16 protein-coding genes are annotated in these 21,804 nt (G+C 64.6%); 11 read left to right on the forward strand and 5 right to left on the reverse strand.

Annotated elements, in window-relative coordinates:
- Positions 1 to 196 precede the first annotated feature (196 nt).
- The 9 genes from ACIQ42_RS01755 to ACIQ42_RS01795 all read left to right on the forward strand — a co-directional run bounded on the left by ACIQ42_RS01755 (position 197) and on the right by ACIQ42_RS01795 (position 12,646).
- On the forward strand, positions 197 to 1,852 hold the full coding sequence (locus ACIQ42_RS01755) for a sulfatase-like hydrolase/transferase (RefSeq protein ID WP_397420505.1): 1,656 nt from the start codon (positions 197 to 199) through the stop codon (positions 1,850 to 1,852).
- A 108-nt stretch (positions 1,853 to 1,960) separates the two neighbouring features.
- Complete coding sequence (locus tag ACIQ42_RS01760) at positions 1,961 to 2,545, forward strand: hypothetical protein (RefSeq protein WP_397420506.1); 585 nt, start codon at positions 1,961 to 1,963, stop codon at positions 2,543 to 2,545.
- Between the two features lie 15 nt (positions 2,546 to 2,560).
- A complete protein-coding gene (locus ACIQ42_RS01765; RefSeq protein WP_397420507.1) occupies positions 2,561 to 3,691 on the forward strand; it encodes a zinc-binding dehydrogenase in 1,131 nt (376 codons plus the stop codon).
- Positions 3,692 to 3,983: 292 nt separating this feature from the next.
- On the forward strand, positions 3,984 to 6,317 hold the full coding sequence (locus ACIQ42_RS01770) for a TonB-dependent receptor (protein WP_397420508.1): 2,334 nt from the start codon (positions 3,984 to 3,986) through the stop codon (positions 6,315 to 6,317).
- 72 nt (positions 6,318 to 6,389) lie between these two features.
- Positions 6,390 to 8,042: a sulfatase-like hydrolase/transferase gene (locus ACIQ42_RS01775; RefSeq protein ID WP_397420509.1), complete on the forward strand. Its 1,653-nt coding sequence runs from the start codon at positions 6,390 to 6,392 to the stop codon at positions 8,040 to 8,042.
- A gap of 155 nt (positions 8,043 to 8,197) precedes the next feature.
- Positions 8,198 to 9,403 (forward strand): glutathione S-transferase family protein, encoded by a 1,206-nt coding sequence (locus ACIQ42_RS01780; protein ID WP_397420510.1) that lies wholly within the window; start codon positions 8,198 to 8,200, stop codon positions 9,401 to 9,403.
- An 11-nt stretch (positions 9,404 to 9,414) separates the two neighbouring features.
- Positions 9,415 to 10,080 (forward strand): glutathione S-transferase N-terminal domain-containing protein, encoded by a 666-nt coding sequence (locus ACIQ42_RS01785; protein WP_397420511.1) that lies wholly within the window; start codon positions 9,415 to 9,417, stop codon positions 10,078 to 10,080.
- A complete protein-coding gene (locus tag ACIQ42_RS01790) occupies positions 10,077 to 11,078 on the forward strand; it encodes a glutathione S-transferase family protein (RefSeq protein WP_397420512.1) in 1,002 nt (333 codons plus the stop codon). The genes ACIQ42_RS01785 and ACIQ42_RS01790 overlap by 4 nt, the downstream gene beginning before the upstream one ends.
- Complete coding sequence (locus tag ACIQ42_RS01795) at positions 11,075 to 12,646, forward strand: long-chain-fatty-acid--CoA ligase (protein ID WP_397420513.1); 1,572 nt, start codon at positions 11,075 to 11,077, stop codon at positions 12,644 to 12,646. Before ACIQ42_RS01790 ends, ACIQ42_RS01795 begins: the two co-directional genes overlap by 4 nt.
- On the opposite strand, the gene ACIQ42_RS01800 is transcribed toward ACIQ42_RS01795, so the two are convergent.
- A complete protein-coding gene (locus ACIQ42_RS01800) occupies positions 12,639 to 13,670 on the reverse strand; it encodes a glutathione S-transferase N-terminal domain-containing protein (protein ID WP_397420514.1) in 1,032 nt (343 codons plus the stop codon). The genes ACIQ42_RS01795 and ACIQ42_RS01800 overlap by 8 nt on opposite strands.
- Before the next feature lie 348 nt (positions 13,671 to 14,018).
- Between ACIQ42_RS01800 and ACIQ42_RS01805 the strand changes: the two genes are divergently transcribed.
- Both ACIQ42_RS01805 and ACIQ42_RS01810 read left to right on the forward strand, forming a co-directional pair.
- Positions 14,019 to 14,687, forward strand: coding sequence for a TetR/AcrR family transcriptional regulator (locus ACIQ42_RS01805; protein WP_397420516.1), 669 nt, complete (start codon positions 14,019 to 14,021; stop codon positions 14,685 to 14,687).
- 456 nt (positions 14,688 to 15,143) lie between these two features.
- Positions 15,144 to 16,403 carry an MFS transporter gene (locus ACIQ42_RS01810; protein ID WP_397420517.1) on the forward strand — a complete coding sequence of 420 codons (1,260 nt, stop codon included), beginning with the start codon at positions 15,144 to 15,146 and terminating at the stop codon, positions 16,401 to 16,403.
- 202 nt (positions 16,404 to 16,605) lie between these two features.
- Here ACIQ42_RS01810 and ACIQ42_RS01815 read toward each other — a convergent pair whose 3' ends face one another.
- From ACIQ42_RS01815 to ACIQ42_RS01830, 4 genes are all read right to left on the reverse strand, one after another.
- Complete coding sequence (locus ACIQ42_RS01815; RefSeq protein WP_397420518.1) at positions 16,606 to 17,676, reverse strand: ABC transporter ATP-binding protein; 1,071 nt, start codon at positions 17,674 to 17,676, stop codon at positions 16,606 to 16,608.
- Positions 17,673 to 19,280, reverse strand: coding sequence for an ABC transporter permease (locus tag ACIQ42_RS01820; protein ID WP_397420519.1), 1,608 nt, complete (start codon positions 19,278 to 19,280; stop codon positions 17,673 to 17,675). The genes ACIQ42_RS01815 and ACIQ42_RS01820 overlap by 4 nt, the downstream gene beginning before the upstream one ends.
- A 28-nt stretch (positions 19,281 to 19,308) precedes the next feature.
- Positions 19,309 to 20,382 (reverse strand): extracellular solute-binding protein, encoded by a 1,074-nt coding sequence (locus ACIQ42_RS01825; protein WP_397420520.1) that lies wholly within the window; start codon positions 20,380 to 20,382, stop codon positions 19,309 to 19,311.
- A gap of 236 nt (positions 20,383 to 20,618) precedes the next feature.
- The gene (locus ACIQ42_RS01830; RefSeq protein WP_397420521.1) at positions 20,619 to 21,782 is read right to left on the reverse strand and encodes a carboxylesterase family protein; all 1,164 of its coding nucleotides are present in this window, start codon (positions 21,780 to 21,782) and stop codon (positions 20,619 to 20,621) included.
- Positions 21,783 to 21,804 lie beyond the last annotated feature (22 nt).

Raw genomic sequence — 21,804 nt, forward strand, 5'->3', positions numbered from 1 at the left:
CCGGTTCAGATGGACTCATCTGAACCGGATAAACAGGCTCGTTATCAAATGTTTAGAGCACGACGGGCGCTTGAACCGGTATCCACTTCAAGCTGTCGTGCTCTAGGTTCTACGGTCGAGACGCGTTGGGGCCAGAGAGCGGACAGGGAGCAACCCGTCCGGCTAGAGCAAGGGAGTTTGGAACGTGATTCCACGGATGAAAATTCGGTTGGTGCGGACGGCAGCGGCGGCCGTTGTCCTGGCCGTCACGGCAAGTGGGGTGGTCTTCGGAGAAACGCAGGCGCACGCACAGGCGCCCTCCGGCCCGGCGGCGTTCGGACCTGCCAAGGTGGGGCCGCCTATGGAAATCACCTGGCAGCAGGGGCCGGCCAAGCCACCGGCAACGCGGCGCAAGCCGAACATCGTGCTGATCGTCGCTGACGATCTTGGGTACAACGACCTGACGGTCAACGGCGGCGGGGTGGCCGGCGGCGCGGTCCCCACTCCCAACATCGATTCCATAGCTCGGGAGGGTGTCAATTTCGCTCAGGGCTATGCTGGTCATGGAACTTGCGCGCCCTCCCGCGCGGCCATCCTCACCGGCCGTTACCCCACACGTTTCGGCTTCGAGTTCACGCCCGCGCCACCCGCGCTCGGCAAGAGCATGCGGACCTTCAACTACGGCATCCACAACGGCGTCTCCTTTCCCGAGCGGGAAAAGGACATGATCCCCTTCGCCAAGATGGGTCTGCCGCAAAGCGAGGTCACCATCGCCGAACTGCTGCAGGACGTGGGCTATCACACGCTTCACTTCGGCAAGTGGCATCTCGGAGAGTCCCCGGAATTCGCGGCGACCAAGCGCGGCTTCAACGAGAGCCTGCTGACCAGCGGCTCGATGTTCCTGCCAAAGGACGATCCACGAGTCGTCAATTCCATGCAGGACTTCGACCCGATCGACAGGTTCCTTTGGGCATCCATGCCGTTCTACGCCCAGAAGGACGGCGGCCCGGGGTTCCAGCCCAAGGCCTATTTGACCGACTACGTCACCGACGAGGCTGTGAAGGCGATCCACGCCAATCGCAATCGGCCGTTCTTCGCCTATCTGGCCTACAACGCTCCCCATACGCCGCTGCAGGCGACCAAGGCCGATTACGACGCCCTCTCGCATATCCAGGACCATCGGATGCGGGTCTATTCCGCCATGATCCGCGCGCTCGACCGGGGTGTAGGTCGGGTGCTGCAGCAGCTCGAGCAGGACGGCCTCACGAACGATACCCTGGTGATCTTTGTCAGTGACAACGGCGGGGCTGGTTACGTTGGCCTGCCAGACGTCAACAGGCCCTTTCGCGGCTGGAAACTGACCTATTTTGAAGGCGGCATTCGTACGCCCTACCTTATGCGTTGGCCGGCCGCGATCCCGGCCGGGCGCACCTATCGCGCGCCCGTCTCGCACTTCGACATCTTCGCTACCGCCGCCGCGGCGGCCAATGTCGCCCTGCCCAGGGATCGCGTGATCGACGGTGTGAACCTGGTCCCACACGTGACCGGCAAGGCCAGGGGGCGGCCGCATGAGAACCTGTTCTGGCGCAGCGGCGACTATCAGGTCGTCCGCGCCGGCGACTGGAAGCTGCAGGTTACCGACCGGCCGAAAAAGGATTGGTTGTTCGACCTTGCCAACGACCCCACCGAGCGGGTCAACATGGCTGCGGCCATGCCCGACAAGGTGGCTGAACTGAAACGTCTGCTGGCCAGGCACAATGCCGCCCAGGTCAAACCGCTCTGGCCCCAGCTCGGCCAGTCTCCGGTCATGCTCGACCATACCCTGGCCGAACCCCAGACGCTGACAGACGAGTACGTCTACTGGGGCGGATGAGGCGCCGGCGAACCCGGACTCGGAAAACACTTTCAAAGAAAGTAGAACCAGAATACTAGTTCACAAAATCGTTGCTGGCGAGAGCCGGCGTTCTGCAGGAGGGAGATCGTGATTTTGCGACCTTATATGCTCGCGGGAGCCTTTGCCGCGCTGGCCTTTGGCGCCATGGCGGCGCCTGCCGGAAAACCTGTACTCGCGAGCGACATTCCCGTCGCCCATACGCCACCCGGACCCAACGGATGGGGGCGCACCTTTCCGGCGCCGGTGCTCGCCACGTGTACGGAGCCGTTGGTAAGTGGCGCGCCGGACCTGCGGGGGATCTGGCGTATCATCGACCACAATGGAAAGCCGCCCCAGAAGGGTGAGCACCTCTACAACTATGCCGAACGGATCGAGCAATGCGGCGACCGGATTGTCGATATGGGTGGCGGGCAGATCGCCGACGCCAGGGCCGACGGGACCGAGAAGAACGCTGTGCGCGACGTATCTGTGCGCGACTTCAAGACGCCGATCCTCGCCATCGCCAGCTATGAGAACGGCGTGTTCATCCTGCGCCCCAAGAGCCAGCCCGGTGTCGAGGTCCGACGGTGGCTTGACCCTGAGGGCCGGATGATCTGGACCCGGCCGGACTATGGCAGGATGCTGCTCGAACGCATCGGCGGACCTAACGACGCCTACACCCGTCCGGAATAGCTACGGGCAATGAGCATGCGGCCCTCAACGCTACCTGCCTCCGGTCTGCAACTCCGGTCACTGATCACGCCGGAGGGGGTCCTGGAGCTTTCGCTTGCGGATATCCCGGTTCAGGCCCCTGGAGATGGCGAAGTGCTCGTTCGCGTGCAGGCGGCGCCGATCAATCCCGGGGACCTTGGCCTGCTGCTGGGCCCGGCGGATCTTTCGACGCTGAAGAGTACAGTCGGCAAAACGACCGCGGTGATACCGGCTGCGCTGCTGACGGGGGTCAGGGGGCGGATTGGCCAGTCCCTCGCCGTGGGCGTCGAGGGCGCGGGGACCGTGATTGCGGCGGGGAGTGACGCAGCCTCCCAGGCGCTTGTCGGAAGGATGGTGGCAGTCTTCGGCGGGGCGATGTTCGCCGAGTATCGCGTGCATCGTGCGGCCGATGTGCTGGTCCTGCCTGAGGGAACGGCGGCTTCCGAGGGCGCCTCAAGCTTTGCCAACCCCATGACCGCGCTCGGCATGATCGAGACCATGCGTATGGAAGGCCATCGGGCGCTGGTGCATACAGCGGCGGCCTCGAACCTCGGTCAGATGCTGAACCGGATCTGCCTTCGCGATGACATTCAACTGGTGAACATTGTGCGCAGCGACGCGCAGGCCGGCCTTCTGAGGCAAATCGGCGCGCGGCACATTGTGAATACGGGAAGTCCGACCTTCACGCAGGACCTTATCGCAGCCCTGACCGCGACGGGTGCGACCCTTGCGTTCGACGCCGTCGGCGGAGGCGGTCTGGCAAGCCAGATACTGTCCGGGATGGAACGGGCACAGGCTGCCAGCGGTGGCTACAGCCGTTATGGATCAAGTGTCCATAAGCAGGTCTACATCTATGGCGGTCTTGCGACTGGGCCCACGGAGTTGCTCCGTGACTACGGCATGGCCTGGGGTGTGGGAGGCTGGATCCTGACTGGGTTCCTGGCGAAGGCGGGTCCGGATCGTGTAAAGAGTCTGCGGCGACGGGTGGTCGACGAGCTGACGTCCACCTTTGCCAGTAACTATACCTCGGAGATATCCCTGCGCGACGCGTTGCGTCCGGAGGTGATCGCCGCCTATCACCGCAAGCGCACGGGCGAGAAGTATCTGATCAATCCTGCGCGATCATAAGCAGCTTCCGGGCGCCACATACACAGGCCTGGCTCCAGTAACGATCTGTCAGCCAGTCCGCGCGGGTCGCCTGGTGGCCATCCGAAAACCCGCGACCCCTCCCAGTTTGGCGCGCGCTTCCGGGAGAGGGCGAGCGTGCCCGGTCCGGTTCGAGGCCCGAACCGACATCGGGCGGCGCGCAAGGGATTTCTCCAGACCAGGATTGTCACGACAGGAATCACGATTCCGATTGAATCGGAATTTCAGTTCACCTACCGTTGTCCAACAAAGAACGTTAAAACGGGGAGTAGAGATGTCCTATCGAGTAATGGGCGAAAATCTGTTCGCCAGCACAGCCCTGGCGCTGGTCGCTTCCCTAATGGCGGCGTCTGCTACCCAGGCTGCGGACGAGCCAGCGGAAGTCGAGACCCTGATCGTCACCGCCAACAAGCGGGCGGAGAACATCCAGGATGTTCCGATGTCGGTTTCCGCCGTGAGTGGCGACTATCTTGAGAAGGTCGGGATCGGCAACGTCACCGAACTCTCGCGCTTCGTGCCTTCGGTGAACATCACCCAGTCGAACAACAACCGGAACTCGACCATATTCGTCCGTGGCATCGGTACGTCGGGCACCAACCCCGGCATCGAGTCCAGCGTCGGCATCTTCATTGACGGCGTCTACATCGTGGCCGCAGGCCCGATCCAGAGCAACCTCCAGGACATCTCCACTGTGGAAGTTCTGCGTGGTCCCCAGGGGACGCTCTACGGTCGCAACACGCCTGTAGGCGCCATCAACATCACCTCGCGGGAGCCGAGCCAGGACTTCGAGGCGATGGTGACGGTCAGGGCCGGCGACTACAAGGATCGCTCGATCGGCGGATATGTCGGCGGCGGGATCACCGAAGACGTTTCCGCCCGCCTTTCGGTCTGGGCTTCCGGACGCGACGGGTACGAGAAAAACCTGTCTGGGCCCGAGGTCAACAACATCGACCAGTACGGCTTTCGCGGGCGCGTGAAGTGGAAACCCAATGACGGTCTGAAAGCGAACTTCATCGCCTACTATTCGTATATCGACTCGGCTTGCTGCACGGCTGAGACGCTCAATGCGAGCGGCGTGGGCGGCATTGCCACGCCCGGGTTCCTGGCCGCGGCCGCCGCCATTGGCAGGCCTTTCCGGAACTTCGACGACAAGGATCACATCGTCGATGACGACGCGCCGGGCGACAATACAACCAAGGTCTACGGAGCGTCGTTCACGGTCGACTATGACCTGCCGATGGACCACACGCTCACCTCGATCACGGCGTTCAACGGGTATGAGGACAATATCAAGAACCTGGCGGCCGACATGCTGCCGCAGGTCACGACAGTTCCCTTTGGCAGCAATCAGTTTCTACGCTCGGAAGGTTACAGCCAGGAATTCCGGATCACCTCTCCGCTGGAACAGCGCTTCAGTTACATCGCCGGGGTGTACCTTTTCTCGCAGGGGATCACTTACACCACCAGGACCGCGATTGGCCCGGACGCCAACCGTGTCCTTCCGCCCGCGCCCGGCCGCCGCTTTCAGGTCGGTGACTTCTCGACCTTCTACTACACCCAGGACACACGCAGCGCCGCCCTGTTCGGTCAGGCCACGTTCAAGCTGACTGACGTTTTCCGCCTGACGGGCGGTCTACGCTACTCCAAGGACAACAAAGACAGCTACCTGATCTCCGACGTGAACCCGACGGCGACGCCAGCCGCCCGCACCGTGTTTTCAGTCAACCGGTTGGGCGATGTCTCCCGCAAGGAGGACAAGGTTACCTGGTTGGCCGGGGCCCAGTTTGACGTCGCGCCGGATGTGATGGTCTATGCCCTGGCCGCGTCCGGTTACAAGACCGGAGGCTTCAATGCTCGCTCGGCCGCCCCAGGCGTTCCGGTCGAGTTCGGTCCAGAGACATCGCTGACCTACGAACTTGGCGTCAAATCGGTGCTGCTGGATCGCAAGCTGATCCTGAACGCAGACATCTACTCGATGAAGCTCAGCGACTTCCAGGACTCGGTCCTCAATCCGCTCACCGGCACGGGCTTCATCGTCTCGAACGCGGGCGACCGCCGTGTCCGCGGGGTCGAGGCCGATGCGACGCTTCGACCGATCCAGCCGCTGACCCTCAAGGCGACGTTGTCCTACATGGACTCCGAGTTCACGGACTACAGCGCCGGCCAGTGCAATAATCTGGGCTCGGTGCCGGTCGGTACCCGACCGGGGACATGTAGCTTCACCGGCCTGACGCCCGCGCACAGCCCGGAATGGACCTATAGCCTTGTGGCGCAGTGGGAAGCCCCGCTGGGAGACACCGGGCTTGACTGGTACGTGAACGGCGACCTCAGCTATACGGGCTCCAAGTTCCAGGAAGCGACACTGGACCCGCGGTCGTTCCAGCCCTCCGTGACTTTGCTTGGCCTCCGTGCCGGGATCAGTTCGCCCAACGGCTGGCGCATCTCGGCTTACGGCAAGAACCTGACCGATGAAGCCTACTTCGTGCAGAAGACGCTGCAGCCGCTCAACGCCTTCATCTCAGGCGGCGGCACGGCAGCGGCAGCGGGATTTGTCGGCTGGTATGCGCCGCCACGGACCTACGGCGTCGAAGCCAGCATGAAGTTCTAGACCTTCCTCGCCGGGAGAGTGCGTTCATCGCGGTCTCCCGGCTATTCCAGATCGTAAAGGGAGTGGCGCGACATGCGCAGTATACGGACAAAGTGCGCCCTTTTCGCCGTCACCGGCCTGGTGGCGTTGGGGTTGGGCGGGTCGACGCTGGCCCAGGCGCCGGCGAACGTCCCCGTTGGACGGACCCAGTTTGAAATCGGACCGCCGCGAGACGTCGTGTGGCAAAAGGGTCCGGCCGCACCGCCCAAGACGCGGCGGCAGCCAAACATCATCGTCATCATTGCAGACGACCTTGGCTACAATGACATCAGCTTCAACGGTGGGGGTGTTGCCGGTGGCACAGTTCCGACGCCCAACATCGACGCTATCGGGCGTGAAGGGGTCAACTTCGCGCAGGCCTATTCAGGCCACGGCACGTGCGCGCCTTCGCGTGCCGCTCTCCTGACGGGCCGATACCCGACCCGCTACGGTTTCGAGTTCACGCCGACAAATCTGAGGTTCGCGCGTGAAGTACGCGCTCATCACTACGGGATTCGCAATCCGGTCTATTTCGCCGATCGCGAGAAGGACATCATCCCGGTGGCCCAGATGGGAGTGCCGACCACCGAGATCATGCTGGGTCAGCTGTTGCAGGGCGTGGGGTATCACACCATCCAGCTTGGAAAATGGCACCTGGGCGAGTCACCGGAGTTCCAGCCGCAGCGGCGCGGATTCTCCGAGACCCTGGGCTTTACCAGTGGCGCCTCGATGTTCTTGCCGAAGACTGACCCGCGGGTTGTGAATTCGGTGCAGGGGTTCGATCCGATCGACATGAACCTGTGGAGCAGCCTGCAGTTCTTTGTGCGCAAGGACGGGGGCGAAGCCTTCCAGCCCAAGAAACACATGACCGACTACCTCACGGATGAAGCGGTTGCAGCCATTGAGGCGAACCGCAATCGACCGTTCTTCATGTACCTGGCCTACAACGCACCGCACACGCCGCTACAGGCGACGCGCGAAGACTACGACGCACTGCCTTACATCGCCGACCATCGCCTTCGGACCTACGCGGCCATGATTCTGGGTCTTGATCGCGGCGTGGGCCGGGTTCTGCAGGCGCTACAGGAGCAGGGGATCGACAAGGACACGCTGGTCGTCTTCACCACTGACAACGGCGGCGCCTACTACATAGGTCTTGAAGAGATCAATCGCCCCTTCCGGGGCTGGAAGCAGACCTTTTTCGAGGGGGGGATTCGCGCGCCCCTGTTCATGCGCTGGCCTGCCCGTATCCCTGCGGGCAGCACCGTGCGGGCTCCGGTCTCCCACTTTGACATTTTCGGCACGGCTGCGAGCGCCGCCGGGGCGCCGACGCCTCGGGATCGAAAGATCGACGGGGTTGACCTGATACCCTTTGTGGACGGCCGGAAGACAGGACGCCCGCACGATCTGCTGTTCTGGCGGACCGGACCCTATCGCGTGGTTCGGGCTGGCGACTGGAAACTGCAGGTCACCGAGCGCCCCGCAAAGGATTGGCTCTATGACCTGTCAAACGATCCCACCGAGCGCCGCAATCTCGCAGCGGAGCAACCGGAAAAGGTCGCCGAACTCAAGCGCCACCTGGCTCGTCACGACGCTGAACAGCTCAAGCCGCTATGGCCGGAGTTGGGGCAGTCGGCCGTGATGCTGGATCACTCGCTCATCCTTCCTCAGGTCGAGACAGACGAATATGTCTACTGGGGGAACTGAACGTCATTGGAAACAAACAGTATTTGTCTCGCCAGCAGTCAGATGCAGGACGAGCTAATTATCTGATTTATAAGCTAAAATACGGGCGTTTTTTCCCGAAATGTGATGGGCGTTGATCGTGATTGTTGTCTTTGCGGCTGGCGGTGGAGAGCATCATGATCGTCCCGCTTGATATCGATCAGGTCCGTCAGGCTGCAGACGCCCATCCGGGGCCCGGCGAAGGGCCGTTCACGCTCTATGGCGCTTACGCCTCGTTCTACACCGGCAAGACGCGCAGCTATCTGCGCAAGAAAGGCATCGCCTTTGTCGAACGCCTTCCGAGTCATCACCATTTCCGCCAGGAGGTGAGCCCGGCCGCGCGCTCCAAGCGGATACCCATCCTGGAGACCCCCGAGGGTTTCGTCATCCAGGACACCACGGTGATGTTCGAATATCTGGAGCGCAGGTTTCCTGACCCGCCGGCCCTGCCGCCCGGCCCGCGTCAAAGGCTGGCGGCCTATCTGGTTGACCTGTTCGCCAGCGAAAACCTGAAGATCGCCTGGCACTTTCGCTGGGACTACCCTGAGCCTAACCGCCACTTCGTGGTCCGAGAGTTCGGCCGTAGTTTCAAGCCGCGCGGCACTGACGAGTTGCTCGACCACTACGGCAATGTGGTGGCCCGGCAGATGGATGGCCACCGCGCTGCGATAGGCATCACGCCGGACATGTTCCCCGCGATGGAACAGATCTACTTCGACCTGCTCGACGCGCTTGAGGCTCATTTCACGGACCATCCCTACCTGTTTGGCGGCCTGCCGAGCGTGGGCGACTTTGGGCTTATGGGACCTTTGTTCGCCCATCTGGGCCGCGACCCGTGGCCCCTGCACCTGATGCAGCAAAGGGCGCCGCGCGTATTCCGCTGGGTGGAGCACATGAATACGCCGGAAATCCAGTCGCCAGAGTTCTGGGATACGCCAATGGCCTATCTGCCGGACGACGAGGTCCCGGAGACGGTGCTGCGGATGCTGCGCACGTTCTGTGTGGATTATACGCCGATCTACAGCGCGACAGCCGAACTCTTCAGCCAGTGGTCTGCGGCCCATCCGCACTTCCCGGAGAGGCAGCCAATCTCTGACACCGACCAGGATCAACCCAGTCTCGGCAGGATTTGCGTGCCACTGCGTGGCCACGAGATGAACATGGGCGCGCCGGCGCATTCTCTCTGGTTGCTGCAGCGAACCCTGGACTGGTTCGCCACGCTTTCGCCGGCTGATCGGGCCGCCTGTCAGGGAATGGTCGAGGACTGCGGAGCCGGGACCCTGCTGGCTACGCGGCTGGCTCGCCCGTTGACCCGGGTTGGTAACCGTCTCGCTGTGGCCTGAAGGACAACGCCATGATCGACCTGCATTTCTGGCCGACACCCAACGGGTGGAAGATCACCATCATGCTGGAGGAGGCCGGGCTGGCCTACCGACTGGTTCCTGTAGATATCGGAAACGGTGGTCAGGACACGCCCGAGTTCAGGGCCATTTCACCCAACGGTCGGATGCCGGCCATCGTGGACCACGAGGGGCCGGGCGGCGAGCCGATCTCGATCTTTGAGTCCGGCGCGATCCTGCAATACCTCGGCGACAAGACGGGACGTTTCTATCCGGCGGAGCGGCGGGCCCGTACGAAGGTCGAGGAGTGGCTCCTCTGGCAAAGCGCGGGGCTTGGGCCCATGGCCGGCCAGGCCGCGCATTTCCGCTACCGGGAAGAGCGCATCGACTATGCGCTCAACCGCTATGTGAACGAGACCAGGCGGCTCTACGGTGTGCTCAACAAGCGCCTGGCCGAGGCGGAGCACGTGGCTGGCGACTACTCGATCGCCGACATGGCGATCTGGCCCTGGACCCGCGGCTACAAGGGCCTGGGAATCGACCCGGCCGAATTCCCCGACTTCTACCGCTGGTTCAAACAGGTTGGCTCGCGGGAGGCGGTCCAGAAGGGCTCGGCTATCGGCAAAGAGGCCTTCGCGCAAAGCCAGCGGGCCATGATTAAGCAAGAGGTGACCAAGTGAGCGAACTCTATCGGATCTTCGGCTCTGAGATGTCGCCTTATTCCGTGAAGGTGCGCTCGTACTTTCGATACAAAGCCATCCCCCACGTCTGGATCGCGCGGGGGCCGCAGAATGAAGAGGACTACAAGCGCTTCGCCAAGCTGCCGATCGTGCCGACGGTGGCGACGCCGGCGGACGAGGGATTGCAGGATTCGACGCCGATCCTGGAGAGGCTGGAGGCCGAGGTTCCGGAACCGTCGATCCACCCTGCCGACCCGGTGCTGAACTTCCTCTCGGCGTTGTTCGAGGAATTCGGTGACGAGTGGGGCAACAAGCTGATGTTCCACCACCGCTGGTACGACGAGATCGACGCCAGGGCCTCTGCCCAGACCCTGGCTCGCCTGTCGATGCCCAACGGCGAAGACGCCGCGGTGGCCGAGCGGGCGGCGATGGTGTTCGCGCGGATGACCGGGCGCGGCCATTTCGTGGGCTCCAGCCCGGCGACCGCGCCGTTGATCCGCGACTATCTGAACGAACTGCTCGACCTGCTGGAGATTCATCTCGCTGATCGGGCCTATCTGTTCGGCGACCGTCCCGCCTTCGGTGACTTTGGCCTGGCGGCCCAACTCTATGAAGCCTCGGTGGATCCGACTTGCGGCGGCATCATCCGGGCTCGCGCCTCCAAGGTGCTGGACTGGTGCTACCGGATGAATGAGCCGCGCAACGACGGGCCATTCGAAACCTGGGAGAGCCTGGCGCCGACCATGACGCCTTTGCTGGCCTATTTGGGGCGCTACTTCTTGCCCTGGACTGATGCAAACAGCCGCGCGCTCCAGACGGGGGCAGCCGAGTTCACCGTTGACCTGGCGGGCCGCGCCTACGTTCAACCTCCGCAAAAATATCACGCCAAGTCACTGGCGGCGCTGCGGGCCCGTCGCGCGGGTGTGTCGGACGCCCGGCTGACCTCGATCCTGACAGACACCGGCTGCGCGCGCTGGCTAGAGGCGGTCTCGTCGTGACCCACGCTCACCGACTGGACTGTGTCGCAGACATCAGCCGCCTGCATGCACGGGAGCGCCCGGATGCGGTGGCCCTCGACTTCAAGGATCGCCTGACCACCTATGCCGAGCTTGACGAGCGGGCCAGCCGGGTCGCCAACGGTCTACTGTCTCTGGATCAGGGCCCCGGCGCGCGGATCGGCTACCTGGGCAAGAACCTTGATCGCTTCTGGGAAGTGGTGCTGGGGACCTTCAAGTCGCGCACGGCGATTGTGGGCCTCAACTGGCGGCTGGCGGCGCCCGAACTGGCCTTCGTAATCGGCGATGCAGATTGCGAGGTCCTGTTTGTCGGAGCCGAATTCTACGGCGTAATCGACCAGATACTGACCGATCTGCCGCAGCTGAAGCAGGTCATCGCCATGGATGGCGGCCACCCCCTATGGCCGGACTACGAAGCCTGGCGTGACGCCCAGTCGCCGGTCGATCCCCTGCTGACGTCTGCCGACGACGATGACATCCTCCAGGTCTACACGTCCGGCACCACGGGCCTGCCCAAGGGCGTCCGGCTGAACAACGCCAACTACCTGTCCCTCTTCCGCAACCACGCCACTGACGTGGAGCCCTATGGGGACCGCGACGTGATCCTGATCGCCATGCCCTTCTTCCATGTGGCCGGGATCAACATGGGCATGGGTACGCTGGCCAACGGCTCGTGCGGCGTGATCCTGCCGGAGGTTGATCCAAAGGAAATCCTGCGCCTGATTCCGACGAAGGGGATCACCCAGGCCACCCTGGTACCTGCCGTGATCCTGGCGGTGACCCAGCAGCCCGAGGCGCGCGATACCGACTTCTCCACGCTCAAGCGGATCACCTACGGCGGCTCACCGATTCCCGAGGCGGTGCTGCGCGACGCGACGGCGCTGATGGGCTGTGGGTTCATGCAGGCCTACGGCCTGACCGAGACGACCGGTGGTCCCATCACCTATCTGCCGCCAGCGGATCATGATCCGGCGCGTGGCAAGCTGCGCTCGTGCGGCCGCGCCGCGCCGGGCCGAGAGATCAAGGTGGTGGACGCAGATGGGCGAACGCTCCCGCCGGGACAGGTCGGCGAGATCCTGATGCGAGCGCCCTGTGTGATGAAAGGCTACTGGAAGCGCGAAGAGGGCAATGCCGAGGCTTTCGACGCCGAAGGCTTCTTCCGTTCGGGCGACGCGGGTTATTTCGATGAGGAGGGGTACCTCTACATCCACGACCGGATGAAGGAGATGATCGTCTCCGGCGGCGAGAACATCTATCCAGCCGAGGTGGAGAACGCCCTCGCGGGCCATCCGGCGGTGCAGGATGTGGCGGTGATCGGCGTCCCCGACGATCGGTGGGGCGAGGCGGTCAAGGCGGTAGTCGCCCTGAAGGCGGGTGCGGTGGTCGAGCCCGCTGAACTTATCGCCTACGCGCGGGAACGGATCGCCGGTTACAAGTTGCCCAAGTCCGTGGATTTCGTCGCCGCCATTCCACGCAATCCCAGCGGGAAGATCCTGCGCCGCGACCTTCGCCAGCCCTACTGGGAAGGCCGCGACCGACAGGTCAACTAGCGAACAACGCTTCGCACCCTGTCCCGGCCAGGGCCGCGTCGGCCTGGGCGCGGGCGGTCGCGTCCAGCGCGGCGTACTCCTGGCGCAGCCACATCAGGCACTTGGCCTGGTAGGGGAACGGCTGCTGGACCCAGACCTTGCCGTCGATGGTGGTCTCCACCTGCTCGGCGCCGGTTTGTACGGCCCGCGCGTTGGCGAGAAGCAACGGCGCATAGACGCGACCGACTTCGCTCAGCAAGGCCGTTAGCGTGGCGGGCAGGGCGCCTGGCTCGAACCAGTCGGCGTCTACAGGCTCCACCCCTGTCAGGTCCTCGACGGCGCCAGTCCAGGCGAGCACTCGGGGCGCCCGTACAGCGGTGATCGCCATGGGGGTTGGATCAAACAGCGCCAGCTGGGTCAATTGCCCGAAAACACCGAAGTCGCCGGCGCCGGGTCGTGCGCCCAGCAGGAAGGCGTGTTCGCGTAGATGGGCCTCCATGGCGTCGAGATAGCGCATGTAGCTGGCCTCGATCACGCCCCAGGTCGTCTCGTTGGAGCCGACGTAGCGTAGCCGCGGGATCTGGCGTCCTGCGATCGCCGTCCCTGCCGCCTTGAGCGCCGCATCGGGCATGCGCCCCTGGGTCCAGGCCGGAAGGATCGCCGACGCACGGGCAATATCGTCAGCATAATGCCAACGATAGTGGAACATAGCTTTCGTCAGCCACTCATCGCCGTAGTCCTCCAGTATGGCGTCAATCAGGGCCAATGCAGGAGTCGCCGGTCGCACCGACCGGTCCGGGAACATGCCCTCCAATCTGCGGATGATCGGCGTGGAGTCGGTGACCGCCTGCAATTGGCCGGCGGTGTCCGGAAAATAAAATGTGGGCAGAAGGCTGACCTTGGCCTGGGGCAGGCCCTTGAGGTCACGTGACCCGAGGATCAGTTTGTAGGGAATGCGGCGATAGCGCAGCAAGGCCAACATCTTGCGAGTATAAGGCGACCCCGGTACGCCGCTGAGTGTGACCATTGACTCCGACGCGCTCATGATAAGTGTCCCCTTCCGACTGCTGGGGGCAGTGTAAAACCGAAATCAAGGTTCACAAACACATATCGGCAGCTTGCGATGTTCGGACTTGAAAGTCCCACTGCGCTTGCGGTGGGGTGACCTGCCGGCCATGGCCAGGGGCCAGGGCGGACGGCCCGGCCTTCACGCTCCCCGCAATCGGTTGTGCGACGAATATCCTTACGCTGCCCGACGCGCGGCAAACGCTGAGACCCCGGCGTGCAAGCAAGGCGCGCGCCGGACAATCGCGGGACGATCGTTGGACACCGTCGATCCTGTCGCGCTATGGCAGGGAACATGGAGGCGGCTTACGGAATGATGGATGGTGTCATGAGCCATGCGGCGACCGAGGGTGAGGGGGAACCTGACAATCGCTGGACGCTCCCGGCCTACCAGGAGCGGAGCCGTCAGCAGCGCGACCGTCTGATGAAGGCGGGCGAGCGCGTGTTTGCGGAATCGGGCTTTTGGGAGGCGCACGTCGCCGGGATCGCCAAGCGGGCGGGTTGCTCCGTGGGCAGTTTCTATCGTCGTTTCCAGGATAAGGAGGCGTTCTTCTTCGCCCTGCAATCCGACATGGCGGCACATGCCGAGGCTAATATCGTCAAGTTCTTCGCCGACCCGGCATGCCAGACCGAACCCTTGATGGAGGTGTTTCGCCGGCTAATGCGAAACTCGGCCAGGACCATGAAAGGGATCGAAGGCTACTACCGCGCGTTGTTCGAGCTTAGCCTTCGGGGGCGCGACGTCTGGCCGCTGATGCGGCGGCTTGAGGCAATCGAGGCCGGGCAAGTGGTCGACCTTCTGAAGGCGCGTGGGATCGCCATGGATCCTCGCAAGCGAGACGCCGCCCATCTGGCTATTCGCATGATGCACGGCCAGATCATCTCCAACATGCTGCACGGCCCCGGCCCGTACTCAATCGACGACCCACGCCTTCACGAAGAACTCGCGCTGATGCTCCTGCGCTACCTTGGGCTGGAGGACATTCCGCTCGGGTAGTGCGTCGGTGTGGGCTGTCGACCTGCAGCCACCAAGAAGGATAGTCTGGCGTCCTATGGCGCTTGGTGCGGCAACTCGGTCAAAAGGCCGTTCTTCGGCCGGGCGAGATGCGCGAAAACAATAGCGCTGGGAACTCGTACCCCGAAATCCTGCGGCGGAGCGGAAGCAGGTGAAGTTGAAGTCTCAAGGCTCAGCCCGGAGGTTTCTCGCTACGCAAGCCCCGATCTACAACATCTCCAAACCCCAGCCTCACCTGATCCGCGGACGCCCCCTCGCAGTTGCGGATTGAGGCGCATCGGTCGTGGGCAGCGGCGACCGCCGCGGCTTGATCGCGAAGCGGTGCCAGGGGTTGTTGCTGCGGCTCGGGCGACTTAGGTTGACAGTCCGCTCCGGAGAGACCGCCATGGACTGCGCCTGCGAGACCCAGCCCCGCCGCGCGGTCGGGGCCATGTACGAATGACCGATGCCAGAGCGGATGCGGCCCCGCCGCCGCTGACTGCCTGGGCGGAGTGGCGCCTCGGTTGGCGAACTCTACTGGCTGCCGGGATCGGCTCGGCGACCGGCCTGATCCTCTATTCCTATATCGTGAGCATGTTCCTCAAGCACCATGTCGCTGAGTTCGGCTGGAGCCGGGGAGATGCGGCGCTGGCCAGCATGGCGACGCTCGCGGCCGGACTGCTCGCGCCGTTCATCGGGCGCCTGGCTGACCGCATCGGCATCCGGGTTGTGATCGGGGTCGGCGCGCTGGGGTTCGCGGGCGCTACGCTCGGGCTCTCCACGCAGTCGGGTGTGCTCTGGCACTATTACGGCTTGATCTTCCTGCTGGTGTTTTTCGGCATGGGCACCACCAGTATCACCTGGGCGCGGGCGGTCAGCGGCGCCTTCGATCGCACCCGCGGGTTGGCCTTGAGCGTGGCCCTTTCAGGCGTGGTGATTTCGGCCGCCGTGATGCCCCTGGCGCTCAACGCGATGATCGAGGCCCAGGGCTGGCGGGCGGGCTGGCTGCTGGTGGGCGGCGTGGCGCTTGCCGGCGCGGCGCTCGCCCTGGTGCTGCTCCCCGCCGCGGTCGGCAGGCCCCGCAAGGATAACGCAGCCCAGGCCCTCGATCTGGCCAGCGCCCTGCGGACGCGCGCCTTCTGGTGCCTGGTGGTCGGCATGTTCCTGATCAACATCCCCTCCGGCGGACTGATGAACCAGATGGCGGCGCTGGTCTCGGACAAGGGCTTCTCCGGCGCCCAGGTGGCCACCGTGATGTCGGCGTTTGCGGCCTCGGTGGCCATCGGTCGGCTGATCGCAGGCGTATGCCTGGATCGCTTCCCGCCGCCGATAGTGGCCTTCACCGCCATGGCGCTGCCGGCGGTCGGATGTTTGATGCTGCTGGGCGACGGAGCGATCCTCTGGGCTGTGATTGCTGGCATTGTTCTCGCCGGCATTAGCCAGGGCGCCGAGGGCGACATCGGCCCCTACATCGTCAGCCGCTATTTCGGCCTGCCCGGGTTTGGCGTGATCATGGGCTTCGTGAACGCGGGGGTCGCTGCGGGTACAGCTTGCGGCGGCATCCTGTTTGGCCAGACCCACGACCTGCGCGGCGACTATGACCTGGCGCTCTGGATCGGCGCTGGGTGCTTTCTGGCGGGGGCGACGCTGTTCCTGTTCATGGCGCTGGGCGGGCGTCGGCCGGTATCGGTCCCGGCGACGGAAACGCCATTCAACTGAAGTCTGGATGGTCTGTATCCCGTTTGCTTTTCTGTGCAGGTCAACGACCTGCAATGCGTCTATCGAGTGCGTTCAGTTCCTGAAACGCGCCTTGGACCGGGATTCACTTCAAGCTGCCGCGTTCTAAGGCTGGCTATGGCGCTTCATGGCGCGCTTGATGAGGCCTCGGGAGCCCGGTTCGCCGCCCTGCAGAGTTGAGCTGTCAGTTCCCGGGTGAAGTCCAGGACCGGTCGCGGAGGGCGTTATCGCCATCGGCCGGGAATACGCTTGCATGGTCGGGATCGAGCCGGACCTCGACTGTGGCGCCCAGGGGCGGAGGATCCGTGGTGATGCGAAGCCGGAGCTGTTGACCCGCGCATTTGAGTTCGAGCTCATGAAACGCGCCGCCGAATCCAGCGCCGACGACCTTTGCCAGGACGCCGGGTGCGCCGAGGGTCGCGGCTTCTGTGCGTATGACCACCTGGGCCGGGCCGTCCGGCAGTCCAGGCGCCGGAAGGTCTCCAAATGCTGTTGCGACGACACCGCCCGAGACCTGTCCTGGCAACAGGTTGACCTCGCCCAGAAGCCGCGCGGCCTGCGGCGAGGCCGGGTGCCGGTAGCAGTCCTGCGGGGTGCCGGCCTGGACGACCCGACCGTCGACCATCAACACCAGTTCGTCGGCCATCAGCATGGCCTCTGCGGCGTCGTGAGTGACCACAAGCACCGCGGCGTTGGCGCTACGCACCGTCGTCAGCAGATCGGCCCGAACCTCGGATTTCAGGTGGGCGTCAAGGCCGGAGAACGGTTCGTCGAGCAACAGCGCTGCGGGCCCGGGCGCGAGCGCCCGGGCCAGGGCCACGCGCTGCTGTTCGCCGCCCGAAAGCATGTGCGGAAAGTCGCCGGCGCGATCCTCCAGGCGCACGGCCTTGAGCTGCCTGAGGGCCGTCACCTTGCGTTGTTCCCGGGAGGCGCCGCGCAAGCCGTATCCGATGTTGTCCAGGACGCTCAGATGTGGAAACAGCGCGAAGTCTTGAAAGACCAGGCCGACGCCACGCGCCTCCGGTGGCGTGAAGACGCCGGGGCCCGCCAGGACGCGGCCGCCGAGCGAGATGATCCCCGCGTCGGCAAAGTCCAGCCCCGCTATCAGCCGCAGAAGCGTGCTCTTGCCGCACCCCGACGGCCCAAGCAGCGCCGTAACCTTGCCGGGTTGGAGGCGCAGCGACGCCGCTGCGACCGCAGGCTTTCCACCGTAGCTCTTGCTCACGCTATCGACGGTCAGGATTGGCGGGGTCATGCGACCCGCCCCGGGCGTGCGTAGTCCACCTGGCGCGTGACCCAGATCGTCGCCGGGAGCGCGAGCGCCACGATCAGGAGCGAGGGCCAACCGGCCTGGGCCAGCCGCTCATCGCGCGCATAGTTGTCGGCGATCACCGCCAGGGTATCGAAATTGAAGGGGCGGAGGATCAGGGTGGCCGGCAGCTCCTTCAGGATGTCGATGAACACCACGAGCCCCGCTGTCAGCACCGCGCCCCTCGCCAGCGGAATCTGAATCGACAGCGCCGCTCGGATCTCACTTCGCCCAAGGCTACGGGCGGCGTGAACCAATGAAGGCGGCAGACGGGCCAGTCCGGCTTCGATGGGCTCAAGCGCTGCCGCCATCAGACGCGCGGCGTAGGCGTAGACCAAAAGTGACAACCCCATCCCGAACCCATAGGCGGCGCCGGGCACGTAGCGCCAGATCAGAGCGGCCGGCGCGAGCAGGCCGATCGCCATTACCGCACCCGGCGTCGCATAGCCGAGGCTCGCGAGCCGCACGAGCCAGGGCGCTCGGCCCATGCCCAGCGCAAGCGCAGTCGCCAGCGCCACCGTGACCGCCGCGCCCGCCAGGGCGAGAGCGAGGGAGTTGCGCGCTGCCGCGATCAGGCGGTCCCAATCGGGCGCCAAGTCGCTGAACCCGAACGCCATCCAGCCCATCGGCAGGATCAGGCCGAGGCCAATCAGCGTCGCGCAAAAGGCTGTGGCTCCGACCGCGCCCCAGCCTGCGAGGGGCGACCGGGCGGTCGCGCGCCATCGGGTCGCGGCCGAGTCGTGGCTACGTCCCCGGCGGCCGCGCCGCTCGATCCAGAGCAGGAGCGCAGCGGCCCCGAGCAACGGGATTGCGAACTGAGCCGCCGAGGCCATCGAACCGAACACCATCCACGCGCGGACAACGCCGGTGGTCAGGGTCTGGACGGCGAGAAACTGCACCGCACCGTAGTCGGCCAAGGTCTCCATCACCGCCAAGGCTACCCCCGCGGCCAGAGCTGGTCGGGCCATCGGCAAGGCCACGCGCCAGAAGGCCACGCGCAGAGGACTACCGAGCGACCGCGCCGCTTCAAGCGCCTGCGCCGACTGGTTCACGAAGGCCGCCCGCATGGCCAAGTAGACGTAAGGATAGAACGCCAGCGACAGAACGAATGCCGCGCCCCAAAGGCTTCGCAGGCGAAATCCGGGATCGAAGCCCAAGTGGGCTCGAGCCAGGCTTCGAACAGGGCCCGCGACGTCGAAGAGGTCGGCGTAGGCGTAGGCCAGGGCGAAAGCCGGCGCCGCGAGCGGTAGGGCCAAGGCCCAGGCGAAGACGGCGCGACCGGGAAACTCATGTGTCGCCACAAGCCACGCAGCGACCGTCCCCAGGCTAGCTGTCGCGATCGCCACCAGGGCGGCCAGAGCCACCGAGGTCCAGGCGTAGCGGAGCAGATCCTTGAGCGGGATCGCAGCGCCGCCGGACGCGAGGTCCGCCGGAGACAAGGCGGCAGCGAGAACCCCGGCGAGCGGCGCGATCGCCACCAGAGCTGCCAGGATCGCCAGAGCCTCCAGCAGGCCCGGCCTCCGACGCCAGAGGCGCGTGCCAAGGGTCATGGCGTGTGACGAAGCATTGGCCTCGCCGCTAGCGCCAACCAGCGGCGCTCATCAGGGCCTGGGCTTCCGCCTGCCGCGGTCCGTAGGCCGAAACCGGCATGGGGTGGGCCTTGAAGTCCGCCCAGGCGGCGGTCGGCGGGGGCGTCGGCACGCTGGCCGACAGGGTGAACTCGCCGTTCGCCGCGGAACGCGCGGTCTGCGCTTCTGGCGATACCAGGAACTCGATCAGCCGCACGGCCGCATCCCGATTCTTCGAGGTCGCGGTCAGCCCGGCACCGGAAATATTGATGTGCGCGCCCTGTCCGTCGAGCGAGGGGAATACCAGTTTGACTTTCTCGGTGATCGCCTTGTCGGCCGCGTCATCGCCCGCCGCCATGCGGATGTAGTAATAGCTGTTGGTGAGCGCGATTTCGCAGGCGCCGGCGCCCACCGCGCGGATTTGATCCCGATCACCGCCTTCTGGCTGACGGGCCAGATTGGCCACCACACCCTTGGCCCAGGTGCGTGTCTTGTCCGCGCCCCAGACCTCGATCAAGGCCCCGGTCAGGGACAGATTATAGATGTTGTCCGAAGAGCGAACACAGAGTTTGCCGCGGAACCGGGGTGCCGCCAGTTCCTCATAGGTGTCGACTTCTTCGGGTTTCACCTTGGCCGTGTCATAGGCGATCACGCGTGCACGGCGCTGGAACCCCCACCAGCGCCCCTCCGGATCGCGCAGATTGGCGGGCACGGCGGCGGTCAGCGCCTCAGTGGTGAGTGGTTGAAGCAGCCCTGCGGTCTGGGCGCGCCAAAGCGCTCCTGCGTCGGCAGTGATGAACACATCGGCTGGGCCGGCAGCGCCCTCGGCCTGCATCCGCGCGATGAGCTGTTGGGCATTGCCCTCCACCACATTGACCTTGATGCCCGTCCGCTCGGTGAAGGCGACATAAAGCGCCTTGTCTGCATCGTAGTGCCGGGCGCTGTAGACATTCACCTCCCCTTCCGCGCTCTTCCCTTCTGGCGCTTCAGCGGGGCGGTTGCATGCCGCGAGCAAAGGGGCCGACAGGGCGAGGAGCGCGGCCAGGGCGGCCAGGTTGGAGCGGAATCGCGAGCGGTTGGTCAAGATCAAGTCTCCGGTAAGGGGTCAGAAGGCATAACTCATGCTGCCTTGGAACATACGCTGTGACCCCGGCAGGGCGCCACGTGAACGATCCACGATCGTGAGGTTGTCGAACAGGTTTTTCGGGGTGGGGTCAGTCAAGGCCCAAGCCTGCTCCAAGGCCAGTTCAGAGAATGCGTTCCAGATGAGGATACTGCCTTTCACGAATGACCGGTCGACTCTGCGAGTTGTAGGCCGGGTCACCGAGCGCCATGCCGGGAGTTGCGGAAGAACGTCTCGAGAAGCAGATCCAGTTGGGGCTTCCGGAAGCCCGACTGAACCCCAAGCGTCGTCCCAAAATAGGTCAATTCGTCCGTGGCGGCGTCGTAGGCCGGCCATGCTCGACCCGGCACACAATCCGGCCGGCCCGACTTGGCAAAACTCACCCAGCAGGCAGAGACCATGTTCACATAGGCACGGTCACCAGGCGTTAAGCTGGCGGCAATGGCGGGATAGGCATCCCAGGTCTTGAAGACATAGGGAATCTCGCCGCCATGGTTCACGCCGGGGACGCGGCCGCGTTGAGCCTCAACCACATAGTCGAAGTGGTACAGGAAGGCCGGAGCTCCGGACGCAGATACTCCAGCCACCCAACGCGCCGGCGCCACGAACCAGGCATCCCCCAGCACCTGCCGGGCGCGTTCCGTGTCGGTGATGTCGCCATAGGCGGCCTTCGCCCTTGCCTTGTCTGGCCCAAGGAAGGCGTCGGCCGCTGTCAGTGGAACGCCCAGCGCGGACATCACGCTGGCCTCGTTACTGTTGGCCCCGATCAACAGCGGAATGTCCATCGCACTGCCGGCCTCGAAGACTCTCCAAGGCGCCGTCTTGAGAAGACGTCCGTCTAGGAACGGCGCCGGCGCGGATCCGGGGACCCGGTTTGCGGCCGTGAGAAGGTCACCCGCTTTCAGCGCACGCAGGTCCTCCGACGTCGCGTTTGCCGGGGCACCGGCGGCCTCCGCAAGGCGCTGTCCGACCGCTTCCCGCGTCTTCAGGTCGACGGGGTTGGTCAGTCCGCCCCCGGATTGGACGATGGCCTGAGAGAACAGTCCTCGCGCCTCAGGAATGGTCATCAGGTGCAGGATGCTGCCACCGCCCGCGGACTCGCCAAAAACCGTGACGCGTGCTGGATCTCCACCGAAGGCCGCGATGTTCTGCTTGACCCACCTCAGAGCCGCGAGTTGATCCATCAGCCCATAGTTGCCGAGCGGCGCGTCCGGCGCCGCCTCGCGTGTCAATGCGGGGTGGGCGAAGAAGCCCAGGGCGCCGACGCGATAGTTCAGCGTGACCACGATAACGCCCTGGGCGGCCAAAGCGGCCCCGTTGTAGAGGTAGGCTGGAAGCGCCCTGACGGTAGGCCCCGCCATAGATCCAGACCATGACAGGAAG

This window comes from Phenylobacterium sp., assembly GCF_044372605.1.
In the GTDB taxonomy this organism is placed as follows: domain Bacteria; phylum Pseudomonadota; class Alphaproteobacteria; order Caulobacterales; family Caulobacteraceae; genus Phenylobacterium.

Coding starts and splice junctions, on each gene's coding strand:
- ACIQ42_RS01755 (WP_397420505.1), top strand. CDS start 197: ATGAAAATTCGGTTGGTGCGGACGGCAGCGGCGGCCGTTGTCCTGGCC.
- ACIQ42_RS01765 (WP_397420507.1), top strand. CDS start 2,561: ATGCGGCCCTCAACGCTACCTGCCTCCGGTCTGCAACTCCGGTCACTG.
- ACIQ42_RS01770 (WP_397420508.1), top strand. CDS start 3,984: ATGTCCTATCGAGTAATGGGCGAAAATCTGTTCGCCAGCACAGCCCTG.
- ACIQ42_RS01775 (WP_397420509.1), top strand. CDS start 6,390: ATGCGCAGTATACGGACAAAGTGCGCCCTTTTCGCCGTCACCGGCCTG.
- ACIQ42_RS01780 (WP_397420510.1), top strand. CDS start 8,198: ATGATCGTCCCGCTTGATATCGATCAGGTCCGTCAGGCTGCAGACGCC.
- ACIQ42_RS01785 (WP_397420511.1), top strand. CDS start 9,415: ATGATCGACCTGCATTTCTGGCCGACACCCAACGGGTGGAAGATCACC.
- ACIQ42_RS01800 (WP_397420514.1), bottom strand. CDS start 13,670: ATGAGCGCGTCGGAGTCAATGGTCACACTCAGCGGCGTACCGGGGTCG.
- ACIQ42_RS01805 (WP_397420516.1), top strand. CDS start 14,019: ATGAGCCATGCGGCGACCGAGGGTGAGGGGGAACCTGACAATCGCTGG.
- ACIQ42_RS01810 (WP_397420517.1), top strand. CDS start 15,144: ATGACCGATGCCAGAGCGGATGCGGCCCCGCCGCCGCTGACTGCCTGG.
- ACIQ42_RS01815 (WP_397420518.1), bottom strand. CDS start 17,676: ATGACCCCGCCAATCCTGACCGTCGATAGCGTGAGCAAGAGCTACGGT.
- ACIQ42_RS01820 (WP_397420519.1), bottom strand. CDS start 19,280: ATGACCCTTGGCACGCGCCTCTGGCGTCGGAGGCCGGGCCTGCTGGAG.
- ACIQ42_RS01830 (WP_397420521.1), bottom strand. CDS start 21,782: ATGGCGGGGCCTACCGTCAGGGCGCTTCCAGCCTACCTCTACAACGGG.